This window comes from Cryobacterium sp. TMT2-18-2, assembly GCF_004402245.1.
Lineage (GTDB): Bacteria > Actinomycetota > Actinomycetes > Actinomycetales > Microbacteriaceae > Cryobacterium > Cryobacterium sandaracinum.
In genome coordinates, this window is record NZ_SOFU01000006.1 from 44,361 (window position 1) to 60,084 (window position 15,724).

Consider the following 15,724-nt stretch of genomic DNA (forward strand, 5'->3'; position numbering starts at 1 on the left):
TCCTGTGCCGACGGAATGCCACCGACTTGCAGGGCGGACAGGACTCGAACCTGCAACCTGCGGTTTTGGAGACCGCTGCTCTACCAATTGAGCCACCACCCTATGGAACGAAATCAAGACTACCTCGTTACACTCGGACCTCGGAATGAACCGACAAGCGGGCGCAAAAAAGCATGGCAGAATTCAATTACCTCGACGAGTCTAGGTCACCCGGGGGCCACTGTAAAGCCGAGACAGCCCCAGCAGAACGAGGCGGCCCCGTATGCTCGAAGCGTGGCCCACGAATCCAAGCGCATCTCTACCCGAATCGGCTCCATTGCGGAGTCCGCGACCCTCAAGGTGGACGGCAAGGCGAAGGCCCTGCAGGCCGCCGGCCGGCCGGTCATCAGTTTCGCCGCGGGCGAGCCTGATTTCCCCACCCCGGAGCACATCGTCGAAGCCGCCCTACTGGCGGTCCGCGACCCGAAGAACCACCGGTACACTCCGGCGGCCGGGCTGCCCGACCTGCGTGAGGCCATTGCGGCCAAAACGCTCCGTGACAGCGGCCTGGCGATCTCGCCCAGCCAGGTGGTCGTCACCAACGGCGGCAAGCAGGCCGTCTACCAGGCCTTCGCCACGCTGCTCGACCCGGGCGACGAGGTGCTTGTGCCCACCCCGTACTGGACCACCTACCCGGAGTCGATCCGGCTGGCCGGCGGCGTGCAGGTCGACGTCTTCGCCGGCAGTGATCAGAGCTACCTCGTCACCGTCGAGCAGCTCGAGGCGGCGCGCACGCCGCGCACCAAGGTGCTGCTGTTCGTGTCGCCGTCCAACCCCACCGGAGCCGTCTACTCCCCCGAGCAGACGAAGGCCATCGGCGAGTGGGCCGAGGAACACGGCCTCTGGATCGTCAGCGACGAGATCTACCAGAACCTCACGTATGACGGCGTGCGGGCGACCTCGATCGTCGAGGCCGTCCCCGCGCTGGCCGACCGCACCATCCTGGTCAACGGCGTCGCCAAGACCTACGCGATGACCGGCTGGCGGCTCGGCTGGATGGTCGGCCCGCAGGACGCGATGAAGGCCGCCGCCAACCTGCAGTCGCACCTGTCGTCGAACGTGTCGAACATCTCCCAGCGCGCCGGGATCGCCGCACTCAACGGCCCTCAAGATGCCGCGATCGCCATGCGGGATGCCTTCAACCGCCGCCGACAGGTCATCGTCGCCGAGCTGAACATGATCCCCGGCATCGTCACGCCGACGCCGCAGGGGGCGTTCTACGTCTACCCCGACATCACCGGCCTGCTCGGACGCACCTGGGGCGGCGTCACCCCGACCACCTCACTGGAGCTGGCCGACCTCATCCTGGACCAAGCCGAGGTGGCCGTCGTGCCCGGCGAGGCGTTCGGCCCCAGCGGCTACCTGCGCTTCTCCTACGCGCTCGGCGACGCGGCCCTGCTCGAGGGCGTGCAGCGCCTCCAGCGGCTCTTCGCCTAGCCCAGCGCGCCTAACGGCTCGCCGGTGAACCGACAGCTTTGGAGGGGGGGTCCGGAGCCCTCCTGCCCCCCCCTCCTGTAGGTTCGGCCGGGGCTGTGGACAATCTCCGGCACCCTGTCCGCGCTCGAGCGCCGCACCGCCATCCTGCGACGGATACCGCCCGGCGCCTTCCTCAGTCATCACACCGCCGCCCTGATCGTCGGCATTCCGCTGCCGCTGGTCATCCCCATCGTGCTGATCCTGCACTTCATCTCCGGCGTCTACCTGCAGTTCTACCTGCTGCCCGACTGGCTGCAGAACGCGGCCAGCGTATTCCCACTGAAGTGGATGGCGCAGGGCGTGCGCGGAGTGTTCCTGCCCGACAGCTTCGCGAACCTCGAGCAGAGCGGTTCTCGGGACTTTCCGCTGATCGCGCTGAGCCTGCTCATCTGGCTGGTGGTGGGGCTCGTGCTCAGCCGGTTCACGTTTCGCTGGATCCGCAAGGACACCTAGGAGCGTGATTCCTGAACGGCTTGTTGTGTCGCTCGCGGAGGGTCAGAGCTGACCGCACCGCGTGGACACTGTCCATCACAGGATGAGCACCGGGCCCGGCGTCGAACCAATTCGACGGAGATTTTGGGCCAAACACCCGTTTTTGAGCCCAAACGCGCTGTTCAGAGTGAAATCTCCGTCGAATTCGTTCGGGACGAGTCGCGGCAGGACCCAGACTCCACCGACATGGCGTTTGCAGCGCACGTCCATCCCGCGTCGCGGTCCGCTGCGCGCCTGCGTCGGCCTCCAGAACAACCGCCTCGGAACCCCGAGCCGCGAACCCCCATCGCCCGCAGCCATCAGGACTCACTCACCGAACGACACCCGGCATTGTCGGCTCGGGTCACCGCGAGCACACTGGCAGCATGACCGACGTACCCGAGAGCCAGACGACGCCGTCGGCCGCGGGGCCCGGCACTCCCCCGACCCCCTCCGACGGGAGCAACGACTTCTTCGCCGCAATCCGTTCCACGGGGGTCGTGCGCGGGAGCGACCGCTGGCTGGCCGGCGTCTGCGGCGGAGTCGCACTGCGAGCTGGGCTGAACCCCACGCTGGTGCGAGTTGTGACCATCGCGCTGGGCGTCCTCGGCGGTCCTGTTCTGTTCGCGTACGCGGTCGGCTGGGCTCTCCTGCCCGACCCGACCGGTCGCATCCATGCCGAGCAGGCCGTTCGCGGCGTCTTCGAGCCCGTCATGATCGGGATCATCGCGCTGGTGGGCATCAGCTTCGCCTCCTACACGCGCGGCCTGTGGCGGCAGAGCCCGACGGCCGTGCTGCCCGACTGGCTGGCGACCACACTCGCGGTGGGCTGGAGCGTCGGGGTGACGATCGGGCTCATCTGGCTGGTGTTCTTCCTGGCCCGACGCACCACGTCGCCGGCCGGCGGGTCCCCGCACAGCACCGCCGCGGAAGACATCGGGGCCGGTGTCGCTTTCGGGGCCGTGCAGCCCGCCGAAGCAGCGGGCAGCTCCGGGACAGCCGGGGCAGCCGGCGGCGCCGTCACCGTCGGCGGCCCTATCGCGCCACCACCCGGACGCGGCTTCTGGCGCGATCTTCGCCCCGGGGCCGGCTTCAGCGCGATCGTGCTCGGGTCGGCATTGCTCTGCGGCGCGGTCGCCGCCGGCGTGTGGTCGGGCGGCAACTGGTCGGATGCCGCGCTGGTGCTGGGCCTGGCCGTCACGCTGGGGGTGCTGGCCGTTGGCATCATCGTGTCGGGCATTCGCGGAAAGCAGAGCGGCGCCCTGGGTGGGTTCGCCTTCCTCGCGGCGGTGGCCCTGGTGCTGCTGGGCCTATTCCCGAGCGGCACCGCGTTCTTCCCGGTCGGCGTCCCGGTCTGGACGGTCAGCGCCGATGCCGACGCTGTTCCCCCGGGCTATGCCGTGCTCTCCGGCCGAGCCACCATCAACCTCACCGACCTCAACGCCGCGAGCGCGGAGGACCGCCCGATCGACATCTGGATGGGCGTGGGCGTCACCGAGCTGATCCTGCCCCGCGACCGGGCCGTGCTGGTGGAGACGAATGCGCTGGCCGGCGGGATCGACTACGTCGGCGGCTCGGTCGCCGTGCAGCAGGGCGGCGCCTTCTACTCTGACTCGCGTACCTTCAACGACGACGGCACCGGCACCGTGGCCCGCATCCGCGTCTGGACGGTGCTCGGCCAGGTCACCGTCGTCGGCCCCTCGCGTCTGGAACCCTGATGACCACGACCCCCGACCCGAACCAGCCGCCGAACCAGCCGCCGGACCCGCCGTTCGCCCGGCCGCTCGACGATCAGCCCACGGATGCCGTCACGTCCGTGACGGCATCCCCTGACCCCGCGCCCGCCGAACCCGAGGGCCATGCAGAGAACGGTCACGAGGTGGAGGTTGAGACCACCCGCGCAGCCCCGGCTCACACGGTCGCCTATCCGAGCCCCATCCCCGACTACGCGATGGAGCCCTCCGTCGAGCCGCCAGCGACGGCACCGGCGTTTCTCGCCTCGGACCCGCCGTTTCCGGTCGCGCCGGTGCCGATGGCCCGCGCCGCGGCCCCGACCGCCGAAGCCGCGGAACCGGCGTACCCTGAGGCATCCGTGCGGCCCCTCCGCCGCCCCCTGTTCGGCACGATCGTCTGGGGAGTGATCCTGCTCGCCCTGGCCGGCTACGTGCTGCTCGGGGTGCTGGTGCCTGCTCCCGCCGATCCCACGCTCTGGCTGCTCGGCGGCGTGATCGTGATCGGGCTCCTGCTCATTGTGGTCGGCATCATCGCCGCGCTCCGCCGAGCCGGCTGACGCCCCCGCCCGCGCTCACACCCCGGTTTGACGGTTTCAGGCCCGCGGGAGCGGCGCGGGCCTCGCTAGGCGTCGAGCCCGACGAGCACGGGCTCGGGCTGCAGGATCACGCCGAACTCGGACTGCACGCGAGCCTCCACCAGCCGGGCGAGCTGCGCGATCTCGTCGGCGGTGGCCCCGCCAGTGTTGGTCAGCGCCAGGGTGTGCTTGCTGGAGATCGCGGCGCGGGAGCCCGGCAGCCGGAAGCCGCGCGAGATCCCGGAGTGCTCGATCAGCCAGGCGGCGCTCAGCTTCACGAGCGGCACGGACCGTTCCCCGGGGATCGGCCCGACGCCGGCATACTCGTCGAGCGGGATCACCCGGTCGGGGAGTTCCTGCTCGCCGATCGGCCAGCGGGGCACGGCGTCCGGCAAGGTGCGCGAAAACGCCAGCGACACGATCGGATTGGTGAAGAAGGAGCCGGCGCTGCGGGTGTCGGCGTCATTCGGGTCGAGCACCATGCCCTTCCCGGCGCGCAGGGCCAGGACGGCGCCCCGCAGCTGCGCGAGCGGCACCCGGTCACCCAGCTGCACGCCGAGTGCGGTCGCGAGCTGCGGGTAGGACACCGGCCGGCTCAGCGCGCCGCCGAGAACGGATGCCTCGCTCTGCGTGTCGTGCAGGTTCAGTTCGACCGCGATCACCAGACCGCGGAGCCCCTGTTTCAGAGCCGAGGTGCGGTAGCCCAGTTCGAGCTCGCCAGCCTCCATCCGTCGCCGTTCACCACTGTCGTAGTCGAGGAAGTCGATGGCCGCCAGGCTGTTGCCCAGTTCCTGGCCGTAGGCGCCGATGTTCTGCACCGGGGAGGCCCCGGTCGAACCGGGGATGCCGGAGAGTGCCTCGATACCGGACCAGCCCTGCGCCACGGTGTAGGCCACCAGCTCGTCCCAGGGCTCGCCGGCCTGCACGCGCAGCACCAGCCGGTCCGGGTCATCAGACGGCGAGGGGGACGCGGGAGAGGAAGCCGAGACAAGCTCCACCCCGCGGGTCAGCACCCGGATCACCGTACCGTCGAAGCCCTCGTCGGCCACGATCGTGTTCGATCCGCCGCCGAGCAGCAGCCACTCATCGCCCGAGGCCCACACGATCAGGGTCTGGTCGACAAGGTCCTGCTCGGTGGCGGGCGACACCATCCGGGCGGCAGGGCCGCCGACGCCCATGGTGGTCAGGTCGGCAAAGGTTGGTGCGGAGGCAGCGGGGCTCGTCATCGGGAACGACCACTCAGACCAGGCGCACGCGTGCCTGCGCCTTGCCCAGCACAGTCACCTCGCCCGACGACACAATGAGGTCGATGCGGGCGACGCCGGCATCCGTGTCGATGGCGCCGACCTTGGCGACCACGGTCACGACCGCCGCGCCGTCGGCCGGCACGAGCACGGGGCGGGTGAACCGCACCTGATAGTCCACGATGCGGCCGGGGTCGCCGACCCAGGCGACGACCGGCTGAACGGCGAAGCCCATGGTGAGCATGCCGTGCGCGAGCACGCCGGGCAGTCCCACGGACACGGCCACGTCGTCGCGGTAATGGATGGGGTTGAAGTCACCGGATGCCCCGGCGTAGCGCACGAGGGAGTCGCGCGCGAGCGGGAACGTGCCTTCGGCGACGACGTCTCCGACGGTCAGGTCGGCGAGGCGGGGCGCAGCGATAATGGTCATTCGTCTCCCCTGACGACAAGGGTGGAGGTCGCGGTCACGACGTGCGCGCCGGCGGCGTCGACGATGGTCGACACGGCCGTCACCATGGAGTGGCCGCCGAGGCTCTTCACGCCGGCCACGTGGAGCGTGGCGGTGAGCTCGTCACCGGCCACGATCGGGCGGCTGAACATGAACCGCTGGTCTCCGTGCACGACGCGGGTGAAGTCGATGCCGGCATCCGGGACGGCCAGAAGCTGCGCCAGGGTGGCCTCCTGAACGACCACGGCGAACGTGGGCGGGGCGACGACGTCGGCGTAGCCCGCGGCGCGCGCGGCCTCCGGGTCGAGGTTGATCGGGCTGGTGGCAAAGACCACGCGGGAGAACTCACGCACCTTCTCCCGGCCGACGAGATAGGGGGCGACGGGCGGGAAGACCCGGCCCTGCAGTTCGGGGTTGACAGACACAGGCCGAGTGTACCGGCCTCGGCCGGGGACGGCGCCATCGGGCAGACTGGCTGGTGTGAAGATCAAGCACGTGCGTCTGGGTGACCCTGAGGTGGCCCCGCTCCTGGCCGACCTGGCGCGGGAGTATGACGAGCGGTACGGCGACGGCGACTCGGTGCACGACGTGCCGGCGGATGCCTTCGCCCCGCCGAGCGGCACCTTCCTCGTGCTGCTCGATGAGGGCGTGACGGTGGCGGGTGGCGGCATCCGTCGCCTGAGTGACACGACCGGCGAGGTGAAACGGATGTGGACAAACCCGGCCTACCGCCGGCAGGGCCACGCCGTGGCCCTGCTCGCCGCCCTCGAGGAGGTGGCGCAGCAACTCGGCTACCGGCACCTGCGCCTGGAGACGGGCCACGCGCAGCCGGAGGCGCTCGCGTTGTACCGGCGCCTCGGCTACCGGGAGATCGGCAACTACGGGATCTACGAGAACGCGACCGGGTTCGAGCGCACGTTTGCCTCCCCGGAACGCCCCGCCTGACAGTCCGGCATTGGTCTGCGCCACGCCCGCTTGCTAGCGTAGACACGTCATGCCTAACAAATTAGAGCCACACCCCGACCTTCCCATCGACCTGCCCACGGCCGAACGCATCCATGCGGCCGTCGCGCACTATGGCGAACAGGCCGTCATCGACAATTCCGTCGCGCTACTTCGCGCCAAGAACGCCGGCAAGGACTTCCTGCTCTACGCCGGCGGACGCCACGCCCTGGGCATCCTCGAAGGCGCCCCCGCCCTCTACTGGCCCGAGCTGTGGGGTGCCCGTGCGCTGCTCTACGTCTGGGGCGAAACGGCGGCACCGTACATCGTCGTCGGCATGAACAACCAGGCTTGGCGAGTGCGCGAGATGTGCGCCAAGGTCGTCCTGCTGCGCGGCCTCGAGGTGGCACCCAAGCTGGTGCGCCTGACCACCGACGAGGTTCCGCGCGTGCGCGCCGCGGCCCTGCACGCGCTGGCCGCCCAGGGCACCGCCGACCACCTCGCCACCATCGTGCAGCGTCTGCGCGACCCCGACAAAGAGGTGCGCCGCGCGGCCCAGCAGGCCCGCGACGTGCTCAACGCACGGTGGAACCTTACGGTCGAGCAGGGCCAGGGCACCGAGCAGACCCACGGAACCCGGCACACCCACCCGAGCGAGTAGCCGAGCCCGGGACCGGGACACACACACAGTACCGAGACGGGGGGTCCGGATGTTCCATCGCTTTGTGGCCATGGGCGACAGTTTCACCGAAGGCGTCGGCGATGACCTGCCGGGCGGCCAGGTGCGCGGCTGGGCCGACCTGGTCGCGCTCGGGCTCGCCGCGGCCTCCGCTCACCCCGTCTCCTACGCCAACTTCGCCGTGCGCGGTCGGCTGCTCGGCCCGATCGTGGCGGAGCAGCTCGAGCCCGCGCTCGCGCTCGGCCCCGACCTGCTCAGTATCTGCGGCGGCGGCAACGACGTGATGCGGCCGCGGGTCGAGATCCCCTATGTGGTCAACCTGATGCGGAAGGTCGTCGACCGGGCCGAGGCGCAGGGCGTGCACGTGCTGGTGCTCAGTGGCGGCAATCCCTCGCACCACCTGCCGCTCGGCAACCTGATGCGCCGGCGCGGCGATCAGCTGGCGGATGCCGCGCGCGCCGCCTTCGACCGGCCGGGCGTCACGCTCGTCGACAATTGGGCCGACTCCGAGCTGGAGCACAAGCGGTTCTGGTCGGTCGACAAGCTGCACCTCAACGCGCTCGGGCACACCCGGGTGGCCACAAACGTGCTGGCCGAGCTGGGGGTGCCGGTTCCGGTGGAGTGGCTGGATGCGCCCGCCGCGGCCGACGAGCAGGTGCAGAGCACGGCCGCGTACTACCGCGAGTTCGTGCTGCCGTGGATCGGACGCCGACTCACCGGACGCTCCTCCGGAGACGGCCGCCCGCCCAAGCGACCCACCCTGGAGCCGGTCGACGCCGCCTGAGTGAAGTGGGCCAGCTTGGATTGACGATGATCGATCTTCAGCGGTAGATTACATCGATAACCATCAATGTATTCAGGACTCAGTCGAGGGAGAACGCCATGAGCGAGAACAGCAACCCGGTGCGCGACGAGGTGCGGGCCCGCTACGCGAGTGCGGCCCTCTCGGTCACGAACGAGGGGCGTCGGTCTCTGCTCTCCGCCGCGCCCGACGTCACGTGTTGCGGCGGCGACGCTACCGCCTCGGCAACGGATACCGCCACCGGCTGCTGCGCGCCGACCGCCATCGACGAGAGCCTGGTCTTCGGCTCCGCGCTCTATGACGACGCGTCGACCCAGGACCTCCCGGGCGCTGCCCTGCTCGCCAGCCTCGGCTGCGGAAACCCCACGGCCGTCGCCGACCTTCAGGCCGGCGAAACCGTGCTCGACCTCGGCTCGGGCGGCGGCATCGACGTGCTCCTCTCCGCCCGCCGGGTCGGTCCCACCGGCTTCGCCTACGGCCTCGACATGACCGACGAGATGCTCGACCTGGCCCGGCACAATGCGGTCGCAGCCCAGGCGCAGAACGTCCAGTTCCTGAAAGGCACGATCGAGGAGATCCCACTGGGCTCCGGCAGCGTCGACGTCGTCATCTCCAACTGCGTGATCAACCTGTCGACGGACAAACCCGCCGTGATCGGGGAGATGTTTCGCGTGCTGCGGCCCGGCGGCCGCGTCGGAGTGTCCGACGTCGTGGCCGAGAACCACCTCGCGCCCGCCCAGCGGGCCGAGCGCGGCTCCCACGTGGGCTGCATCGCCGGCGCGCTCTCGATCACGGAGTACGAGTCCCTGCTCGCCGCCGCGGGCTTCGAGCAGGTGAGCGTCACTCTGACCCACGAGGTGACCGACGGGATGCACGGCGCCATCGTGCGGGCGGTCAAGCCGGCCAGCGCCGCCTAGACCGGCCAGCGCCGCCTAACCCGCGGTGGGTACGCGCAGCAGGGCACCCTCCCGGCGGCAGGTGGCGGCCGCGATCAGCATGGCGTCGGCCAGCAGGGCCTGCCAGCCCGCGGCATCCGTGGGCACGCCCCTCGTCAGCATAGTCTGCACGGCCCCGGCGAGGGTGGCGTCGCCCGCGCCCATGGTGTCGACGACGGCGCCGGGAAGCACGGCGATCGGCTCGCTGACCCGCAGATCGGCGCCGCAGGCAACGGATGCCCCCGCGCGCCCGGCCGTGGCCAGCACCGTCTGCGTGCCGGCAGTCAGCAGCCGCTCCTGCAACTCCTCGAGGGTGCTGCGGTAGAGCAGCTCGGCGTCCTCGTCCCCCACCTTCGTGAGGAGGCTCCGGGCGGCGATTCGTTCGAAGTTCGCCACGAACAGGTCGCCGTCGGCGAGCATGCCCGAACGCGGGTTCGGGTCGATCACGAGGCGGCGTTCCGGCTCCGCGACCGCGGCGATGAAGGCATCCGTCTGGGCCGTGTCGTCGAAAGGGAAGCAGCTCACGACCACGAGGCGGGCGTCGTCCAGGGCCGCGCGCTCGGCCGGGCCGAACTCGATGCGGCGCTTCTGCGCGGCCTCGTTGAAGGCGTAGGTGGGCTCGCCGTCGGTGCGGTCGGAGGTAGCGCGGGAGCTGCCAAACGGCCCGGGTGTGGCGACCAAAGTCACGTCGTGCGCGGCGAGGAACTCGCGCAGCCGGGCGCCGTCGGCGTCGTCGCCGACCATGGCGATCAGGGTGGTCGGCACACCGAGCACGGCCAGGCCGACGGCTACGTTGAGGGCGGCGCCGCCGGGGAACTCCAGGCGGGACCCGGGGCTCAGCATCTCGTCGATGAGTGCGTCGCCGACCACGACCACCCGGTTCTGGCCAGTCAGGCTCTGCTCAGTCAGGCTTTGGTCAGTCAGGCTTTGGTCAGTCAGGTTCTGCTCCGTCATTCGGTCTCTCCCTTGCCCCTGCCAACAACCCCGTCACACCAAGCCTAGGTGCGTGAGTCCTCATCAATAGTGAACCGATGCGACGGAGATTCTCGTGCAGAACGGCTTTTTGGGCGCGTTCAGGGGCGATCCTCGCAAAATCGCCGTCGAATTCGTTCGGGGCGATACCCGGAGCCGGCCCGCGTCACCCGAGCCGGCCCGCGTCACCTTGCGAAACCAAATGCGGCCGCGTTCGTTCAGACCCTTCCGCCGGGCGCGGCATCGTCGTACGCTCGCATATAGGCAGGGTTGTTCCCCGAACACCGGTCCTTAGTCCCTGATTGCAGGGTCCGTATGAGACCGGAGCGAAGCACCCCTAGTCGGGGGCAGGACATCATCGGGGTGACCTGCCCCCACACTCCGACACGTACAGTCGGAGCATGGCTTCCGATGCACCCACCCCGTGGATCTCCGCCAGCGAGATCTTCGCCCGCGTCGGCGTCGGCTCCGCGGCACGTGCCCTGCAGTCCGCTGTGCGGGCTGGGCTCGACCCGGCGCTTGATTTCAGCCGCAGCATCCTGCCCCTCGACCGGGGCCAGCTGCTGCTCATGCCGTCGCAGTCCGCCGAGTTCGTGGGCGTCAAGATCGCCACCGTCGCGCCGGGCAACGCGCAGCTCGGCCGGACACGCATCCAGGGCGTCTACCTGCTGATGGATGCGGCCACGCTCAGCCCGGTCGCCCTGCTCGACGGCATCGCACTGACGACCCTGCGCACCCCGGCGGTGTCGGCGGCCGTCGCCGACCTGCTCGCGCCCGCCGAGGTGGAGCACCTCGTGGTGTTCGGCTCGGGACCCCAGGCGCGCGGGCATGTCGAGGCGATGCGCGCCATCCGCCGGGTCGGCCGGGTCACCGTGGTCGGCCGACACCCGGGCCGCGCCGAGGCACTGGCCGAGCAGGTGCGGGCGGGCGGGCTGCCCGCACAGACCGGCACCGCCGGCGCCGTGGCCGACGCTCAGCTCATCGTCTGCGCCACCACCGCCCGCACCCCGCTGTTCGACGGGTCCCTGGTGCCGCGGAACTCCTGCACGGTGGCGGTCGGGTCGCACGAGCCCGACGCCCGCGAGCTTTCCAGCGCGCTGATCGGACGCGCGCAGGTCGTCGTCGAAGACAGCCAGGTCGCGGTGCGGGAGGGCGGCGACGTGCTGATCCCGCTCCGGGAGGGCGTGATCCAGGCCGATTCCCTGGTGCCGATGCGGGACATCCTGACCGGCACGGTCGCCGTCGACCAGTCGCGCCCCCGCGTCTTCACGAGCTCCGGCATGTCCTGGCAGGACCTGGTGGTCGCCCAGGCCGTCTTCCGTAAGTAATCCCACCGCGCGTGTACGCCGTTCATCACGGAGCGCCGTGGGTAGCGTCGAACCAATTCGACGGAGATTTTCCCATCAGGGCGTTTTTTCTCAGAGGGATTGAGACCGTTTCAGGTAAAGTCTCCGTCGAATTCGTTCGGGCTGGATTTAGTGCAGGCGAGAGCGAGAGCGAGACCGCGCGCACGCCGAGCTGCAGCCAAACCCTGCTTTAGCCGACGGCCGCGGTCGACGGATGTGACGGCGCCGGCACCGCGAGCACGTCGGCCGCCGCCCGAAGTCGGTGCCCCCGCTCCACCCGCTGTCCCCACGAGGTGCCCGCGATGATCAGGCCTGCCCCGAGCACCGCAACCAGGCCGAGGTTCTCACTGCCGAGGCTCACCCCCACAACCACCGCCCAGACCGGTTCGGTGCCCATCAGCAGGCTGGCCCGCGCGGCCGAGGTGTGCCGGATCGCCCAGGTCTGGGCCAGGAACGCGAACACACTGCAGGCCAGACCGAGGTAGAGCACCCCCAGCCAGGCGGCCGGACCGAAGGCGCCGATCGCCCGAAGCGTGCCCGGGGCATCCGCTGCGGTGAACACCAGGGCACCCACGGCGGCCTGCACCAGCGTGATCGTGAGCGTGCCGGGCCGGCGGCCGGCGCCGGCGGCGCGGGTCACCCGGCCGACCATGGTGACGTGCAGGGCGCGCACGAGCGCCGCGGCGAGCATGAGTAGGTCGCCAGGATTCGGGGCGCGAAAACCGTTGCCGGAAACGAGCAGCGCCACCCCGACGACCGCGAGCACCGCGGCCACGAAGAACGAACGCGGAAGCCAGTTGCGCGCCGCGACCGACTCGAGGATCGGGGTGAGGATGATCGTCAGGCTGATGATCAGGCCCGCGTTTGTGGCCGAGGTCACGGCCACGCCGGCCGTCTCCAACCAGAGAATCGCCGCTTGGGTGAGCCCGAGCAGCGCGCCTCCGGCCAGCTCGGCGCGGGTCGGCCGCCGCGGCCGGCTCAACGCCCAGATCAGCAGCAGCGCCAGCGCAGCCACCAGAAAGCGCAACGCGAGCACGGCGCCCACGCTCGCCTGCTCGGTGAGCACCTTGGCGGAGAGGTAGCTTCCGCCCCAGACCAGCGCGACGAGCAGCAGGACGGCGTCGATGCGGTAACGTCCGAGCCGCGGGAGGAAGGTCATGGGCCAATGCTGCCGGGCGGCATCCGTTAAGTCCAGATGGCCAATTCTGAACTAAGACTTTAGTGTTTGCTTATGAATCTGCATCAGCTCTTTATCCTGCGGGAACTCGGCGAGCGCGGCAGCGTCGCCGCGGTGGCCCGCGCGCTGTTCGTCTCGTCGTCGGCGGTGTCGCAGCAGCTGTCCGCGCTGCAGCGCAGCACGGGCGTGGCGCTGACCGAACGACGCGGGCGCAGGCTTGTGCTGACACCCGCCGGCACGGCCCTCGCCACCGCCGCCGCCAGCGTGTCCACGGCGATGGCCGCCGCCGAGCAGTCGGTGGCACATTTCCACGAGGAGCCGGCCGCGCCGGTGAGCCTGTCGGCGTTCCACAGCGCCGGGCTGGCCTGGTTCGGGCCTCTGATCTCGCGACTGGCCAGTCCGGTCGGACCCACCGGGCCGCCCCTCCGCTGCGGCGACGAGGATGTCGCACGGCAGGATTTCCCGGCACTGGTCGCCGACTACGACCTCGTCATCGCCCACCGGCTACCGCACGATCCCCTTTGGCCGGACCGGGTCACGGTCACCTCGCTGCTCTACGAACCGCTGGATGTGGCGCTTCATGTCGGGCATCCGCTGGCCGGTCGGTCGTCGGTGTCCGTCGCCGACATCGCCGACGAGCCCTGGATCGCCGGGCACCCGGGCTTCCCGCTCGCGGAGGCGGTGAATGTCGTCGCAGCGAGCGCCGGGCACCCTCTACGCATCGAGCACCGCATCAATGAGTTCTTCGTGGCGGCCTCCGTGGTCGCTTCGGGGGCCGCGATCGCACTGCTGCCGCGGTACACGATGGCCCCGGCGCCAGGGTCCGGCCTCGTGCTGCTGCCGATCGACGACCTGCGGGTCGGCCGCCAGATCGACGTGCTCAGCCGCCCCGAGACGCTGCTGCGGGCGTCGGTGCGCCGGGTGCTGGGCGAGCTGCGAGCGGTGGCCGACTGCCGCACGGAATGACCGCTGCGTTGGGCGGATGTCCGACTCACCGGCATGGTTAAGGTCGCCGAGGTCTTCCAGCGGACACCCCACCCCGCGAGAGCGGGGACGGGCGACGGATGCGCCGCCTCACCAGTCGACGAGCTGCTCCCTGACTCGCTGCACAGCGCGCGTGAACTGCAGCTGCCTGACCATCGCAGGGATCTCCCCCACCGACCAGATGGGGACCAGCAGGAACGCCCACAGCCCGGCAGGCGTCTGGAGCATACCGAAGGCGGCGACGAACACTGCGGGCGCAACTGTGATCACGGCGTCGGCCCCTCCTCAGTGCCTTTGGGCGGGAGGAAATGACTACCGTCGATCCCGGGCCGCGATCCGGGTGAGCTCGTGGCCGATGCCGATGTCGGCCACGACGATCCGTCCGGCCAGGCTCGCCGCGGGTTCCCGCAGCAGGCCTGGTTTGCAGCCTCCGAACGTCACCGTCAGATGCGCGGGCAGCACGGTGGGGTCCGGCACGGCGCCGTCGTCGACGCCGATCCCGCTGGGCAGGTCCACCGCCACCACGAGGGGCGCACCGTGGTCGTGCAGCGTGGGAAGGATGGCCGCCACCACCTCACGAGCCCGCCCGCGAAGCGCCGGGCTGGTGCTCGTGCCGGTGCCGAGGATGCCGTCGAGGATAACGGCGGATGCCCGCGCCGCCCGGGCGAGAGCGGCATCCGTTTCATTCAGGGGCAGCAGCGCCGCCCCGGCCGCCAGGGCGGCGCTGAGGCCGCCGTCGTGGAGCTGTGCCGACGTGGGCACGATCGTCACCAGGGCACCCTGCGCGGCCAGCAGCGCGGCCGCGTGCAGGGCGTCGCCGCCGTTGTTCCCCGCACCGGCCAGCACCAGCACCCGCGCGTCCGGCGCACCCCGACCTTCCGGGAGCAGCTCCTCGAGCAGGGCCGCCGTTTCCGCGGCGAGCGCGGCCGATGCCCGCTCCATCAGCGGCACGCCCTCGGCCAGGAAAGGAGTCTCGGCCTCGCGCATCTGGGCGGCGGTGTAGGTTTTCACGTCGCCAGAGTACGCCCGCGGCGGTGCGAATTACGGCACCGGGGGCGCCCGCCGAGCCCTGCCGAGATCTGACCGTGCCCCCCCGTGCCACCCGGTTCGCACCCGTCTCCCATCCTGCGGGCCTCGCCGGCGTTTTCGCCGGCTTCGATCCCGATCCCATCGCCGCGGCCTCCATCGGCCAGGTGCACCGGGCGACCCCGATGAACGGCACGGTGGCGGCCGTCAAAGTGCAGCGGTCCGGGATCGTGCCGGAACTGCGGCACGACGTCGCCATCGCCCTGCGGGTGACGAACCTGATGAGCCTGACGTCTCCGCAGGCCAGAACTCTGGGCATCAAGGCCGTCGCCGAGGATTATGCGGCCGACCTCGTGCGCCAACTGGACTTCCGGCTGGAGGCGCTGAACCTCTCGGCCATGCGCGCCTCCAGCTGCGCGGCCCGCGGGCCGGCGACCTGCGTTTCCCCGAGCTGTTCGAGTCTCTGTCCAGCGATCGCGTGCTGGTGATGGAGTACCTGGTCGGCGACACGTTCAGCGACCTGAACGAGACGTCCGACGCGCCTCGGGCCGAGCTCGGCGCCGCCATGCGCACCGTGCTCAGCACCATCGACGAGGTCTCCGAGGCATTCGGTCTGGACGATTGAATCGCCAGCGCCGGCATTCTGACCCGCTGCTCACAGCCGGTAAAGGAGACCCCTGCACACGAGCTGTTCTGCCTCTCGATGACCAGGGCACAGCGGAGGTGACAAGCGGCCCGAGGCTATCTGGAACGCGTAGCAGCCTGTGCGTCAATCAGAGTGGGTGTCCGATACTATTGGACAGAAGCGACGGAGGATCTTAGAGATGATTGGACACAAAGGGCAGGTGGTTGGCTATGTGCGCGTTAGCGCCACC

General features: G+C 70.3%; 19 protein-coding genes and 1 tRNA gene. 12 read left to right on the forward strand and 8 right to left on the reverse strand.

All coding sequences use genetic code 11. The features are described from left to right. Window positions 1-29: 29 nt before the first annotated feature. A tRNA-Trp gene (locus E3O22_RS01570) sits at window positions 30-102 on the reverse strand. A 171-nt stretch (window positions 103-273) separates the two neighbouring features. Here E3O22_RS01570 and E3O22_RS01575 point away from each other — a divergent pair. From E3O22_RS01575 to E3O22_RS01590, 4 genes are all read left to right on the forward strand, one after another. Continuing rightward, the gene (locus tag E3O22_RS01575) at window positions 274-1,476 is read left to right on the forward strand and encodes a pyridoxal phosphate-dependent aminotransferase (RefSeq protein WP_166784524.1); all 1,203 of its coding nucleotides are present in this window, start codon (window positions 274-276) and stop codon (window positions 1,474-1,476) included. 231 nt (window positions 1,477-1,707) lie between these two features. Next, on the forward strand, window positions 1,708-1,968 hold the full coding sequence (locus E3O22_RS01580; protein WP_134394856.1) for a hypothetical protein: 261 nt from the start codon (window positions 1,708-1,710) through the stop codon (window positions 1,966-1,968). A 404-nt stretch (window positions 1,969-2,372) separates the two neighbouring features. After that, a complete protein-coding gene (locus E3O22_RS01585; RefSeq protein ID WP_134394855.1) occupies window positions 2,373-3,704 on the forward strand; it encodes a PspC domain-containing protein in 1,332 nt (443 codons plus the stop codon). Then, complete coding sequence (locus E3O22_RS01590) at window positions 3,704-4,276, forward strand: hypothetical protein (protein ID WP_134394854.1); 573 nt, start codon at window positions 3,704-3,706, stop codon at window positions 4,274-4,276. Before E3O22_RS01585 ends, E3O22_RS01590 begins: the two co-directional genes overlap by 1 nt. 65 nt (window positions 4,277-4,341) lie before the next feature. Here E3O22_RS01590 and E3O22_RS01595 read toward each other — a convergent pair whose 3' ends face one another. From E3O22_RS01595 to E3O22_RS01605, 3 genes are read right to left on the reverse strand one after another with little or no spacing between them, the layout of a single operon-like run. Continuing rightward, window positions 4,342-5,520 (reverse strand): UDP-N-acetylmuramate dehydrogenase, encoded by a 1,179-nt coding sequence (locus E3O22_RS01595; protein WP_134394853.1) that lies wholly within the window; start codon window positions 5,518-5,520, stop codon window positions 4,342-4,344. A 13-nt stretch (window positions 5,521-5,533) separates the two neighbouring features. After that, window positions 5,534-5,968, reverse strand: coding sequence for a MaoC/PaaZ C-terminal domain-containing protein (locus tag E3O22_RS01600; RefSeq protein ID WP_134394852.1), 435 nt, complete (start codon window positions 5,966-5,968; stop codon window positions 5,534-5,536). After that, window positions 5,965-6,411 carry a MaoC family dehydratase N-terminal domain-containing protein gene (locus E3O22_RS01605; RefSeq protein ID WP_134394851.1) on the reverse strand — a complete coding sequence of 149 codons (447 nt, stop codon included), beginning with the start codon at window positions 6,409-6,411 and terminating at the stop codon, window positions 5,965-5,967. The genes E3O22_RS01600 and E3O22_RS01605 overlap by 4 nt, the downstream gene beginning before the upstream one ends. Before the next feature lie 55 nt (window positions 6,412-6,466). Between E3O22_RS01605 and E3O22_RS01610 the strand changes: the two genes are divergently transcribed. From E3O22_RS01610 to arsM, 4 genes are all read left to right on the forward strand, one after another. Next, window positions 6,467-6,931: a GNAT family N-acetyltransferase gene (locus E3O22_RS01610; protein WP_166784525.1), complete on the forward strand. Its 465-nt coding sequence runs from the start codon at window positions 6,467-6,469 to the stop codon at window positions 6,929-6,931. A 49-nt stretch (window positions 6,932-6,980) separates the two neighbouring features. After that, complete coding sequence (locus tag E3O22_RS01615; RefSeq protein WP_104170378.1) at window positions 6,981-7,589, forward strand: HEAT repeat domain-containing protein; 609 nt, start codon at window positions 6,981-6,983, stop codon at window positions 7,587-7,589. Window positions 7,590-7,638: 49 nt separating this feature from the next. After that, a complete protein-coding gene (locus tag E3O22_RS01620; protein WP_134394849.1) occupies window positions 7,639-8,391 on the forward strand; it encodes an SGNH/GDSL hydrolase family protein in 753 nt (250 codons plus the stop codon). Window positions 8,392-8,489: 98 nt separating this feature from the next. Beyond that, window positions 8,490-9,326, forward strand: coding sequence for an arsenite methyltransferase (gene arsM / locus E3O22_RS01625; RefSeq protein WP_134394848.1), 837 nt, complete (start codon window positions 8,490-8,492; stop codon window positions 9,324-9,326). Window positions 9,327-9,341: 15 nt separating this feature from the next. Here arsM and E3O22_RS01630 read toward each other — a convergent pair whose 3' ends face one another. Then, a complete protein-coding gene (locus E3O22_RS01630) occupies window positions 9,342-10,298 on the reverse strand; it encodes a carbohydrate kinase family protein (RefSeq protein WP_134394847.1) in 957 nt (318 codons plus the stop codon). A gap of 419 nt (window positions 10,299-10,717) precedes the next feature. Between E3O22_RS01630 and E3O22_RS01635 the strand changes: the two genes are divergently transcribed. Further along, entirely contained in the window at window positions 10,718-11,644 is a 927-nt protein-coding gene (locus E3O22_RS01635) for an ornithine cyclodeaminase family protein (protein WP_134394846.1), read from the forward strand. Between the two features lie 208 nt (window positions 11,645-11,852). Here the strand turns inward: E3O22_RS01635 and E3O22_RS01640 are convergent, their stop codons facing one another. Beyond that, complete coding sequence (locus E3O22_RS01640) at window positions 11,853-12,821, reverse strand: DMT family transporter (RefSeq protein WP_134394845.1); 969 nt, start codon at window positions 12,819-12,821, stop codon at window positions 11,853-11,855. A gap of 72 nt (window positions 12,822-12,893) precedes the next feature. Between E3O22_RS01640 and E3O22_RS01645 the strand changes: the two genes are divergently transcribed. After that, complete coding sequence (locus E3O22_RS01645) at window positions 12,894-13,805, forward strand: LysR family transcriptional regulator (RefSeq protein WP_134394844.1); 912 nt, start codon at window positions 12,894-12,896, stop codon at window positions 13,803-13,805. A 108-nt stretch (window positions 13,806-13,913) separates the two neighbouring features. On the opposite strand, the gene E3O22_RS01650 is transcribed toward E3O22_RS01645, so the two are convergent. Together E3O22_RS01650 and E3O22_RS01655 are read right to left on the reverse strand one after the other, a co-directional pair. Then, the gene (locus tag E3O22_RS01650) at window positions 13,914-14,093 is read right to left on the reverse strand and encodes a hypothetical protein (RefSeq protein WP_134394843.1); all 180 of its coding nucleotides are present in this window, start codon (window positions 14,091-14,093) and stop codon (window positions 13,914-13,916) included. A gap of 42 nt (window positions 14,094-14,135) precedes the next feature. Continuing rightward, entirely contained in the window at window positions 14,136-14,834 is a 699-nt protein-coding gene (locus E3O22_RS01655; protein WP_241976470.1) for an NAD(P)H-hydrate epimerase, read from the reverse strand. A gap of 74 nt (window positions 14,835-14,908) precedes the next feature. Between E3O22_RS01655 and E3O22_RS01660 the strand changes: the two genes are divergently transcribed. Both E3O22_RS01660 and E3O22_RS15765 read left to right on the forward strand, forming a co-directional pair. Further along, the gene (locus tag E3O22_RS01660; protein ID WP_166784526.1) at window positions 14,909-15,337 is read left to right on the forward strand and encodes an AarF/UbiB family protein; all 429 of its coding nucleotides are present in this window, start codon (window positions 14,909-14,911) and stop codon (window positions 15,335-15,337) included. Further along, window positions 15,328-15,474 carry a hypothetical protein gene (locus E3O22_RS15765; protein ID WP_166784527.1) on the forward strand — a complete coding sequence of 49 codons (147 nt, stop codon included), beginning with the start codon at window positions 15,328-15,330 and terminating at the stop codon, window positions 15,472-15,474. The genes E3O22_RS01660 and E3O22_RS15765 overlap by 10 nt, the downstream gene beginning before the upstream one ends. Window positions 15,475-15,724 lie beyond the last annotated feature (250 nt).

Excerpts from the sequence above, each read along its gene's own strand:
- E3O22_RS01640 (WP_134394845.1), bottom strand. The coding sequence starts at position 12,821 with ATGACCTTCCTCCCGCGGCTCGGACGTTACCGCATCGACGCCGTCCTG.
- E3O22_RS01615 (WP_104170378.1), top strand. The coding sequence starts at position 6,981 with ATGCCTAACAAATTAGAGCCACACCCCGACCTTCCCATCGACCTGCCC.
- E3O22_RS01585 (WP_134394855.1), top strand. The coding sequence starts at position 2,373 with ATGACCGACGTACCCGAGAGCCAGACGACGCCGTCGGCCGCGGGGCCC.
- arsM (WP_134394848.1), top strand. The coding sequence starts at position 8,490 with ATGAGCGAGAACAGCAACCCGGTGCGCGACGAGGTGCGGGCCCGCTAC.
- E3O22_RS01645 (WP_134394844.1), top strand. The coding sequence starts at position 12,894 with ATGAATCTGCATCAGCTCTTTATCCTGCGGGAACTCGGCGAGCGCGGC.
- E3O22_RS01630 (WP_134394847.1), bottom strand. The coding sequence starts at position 10,298 with ATGACGGAGCAGAACCTGACTGACCAAAGCCTGACTGACCAAAGCCTG.
- E3O22_RS01635 (WP_134394846.1), top strand. The coding sequence starts at position 10,718 with ATGGCTTCCGATGCACCCACCCCGTGGATCTCCGCCAGCGAGATCTTC.
- E3O22_RS01590 (WP_134394854.1), top strand. The coding sequence starts at position 3,704 with ATGACCACGACCCCCGACCCGAACCAGCCGCCGAACCAGCCGCCGGAC.
- E3O22_RS01620 (WP_134394849.1), top strand. The coding sequence starts at position 7,639 with ATGTTCCATCGCTTTGTGGCCATGGGCGACAGTTTCACCGAAGGCGTC.
- E3O22_RS01595 (WP_134394853.1), bottom strand. The coding sequence starts at position 5,520 with ATGACGAGCCCCGCTGCCTCCGCACCAACCTTTGCCGACCTGACCACC.
- E3O22_RS01600 (WP_134394852.1), bottom strand. The coding sequence starts at position 5,968 with ATGACCATTATCGCTGCGCCCCGCCTCGCCGACCTGACCGTCGGAGAC.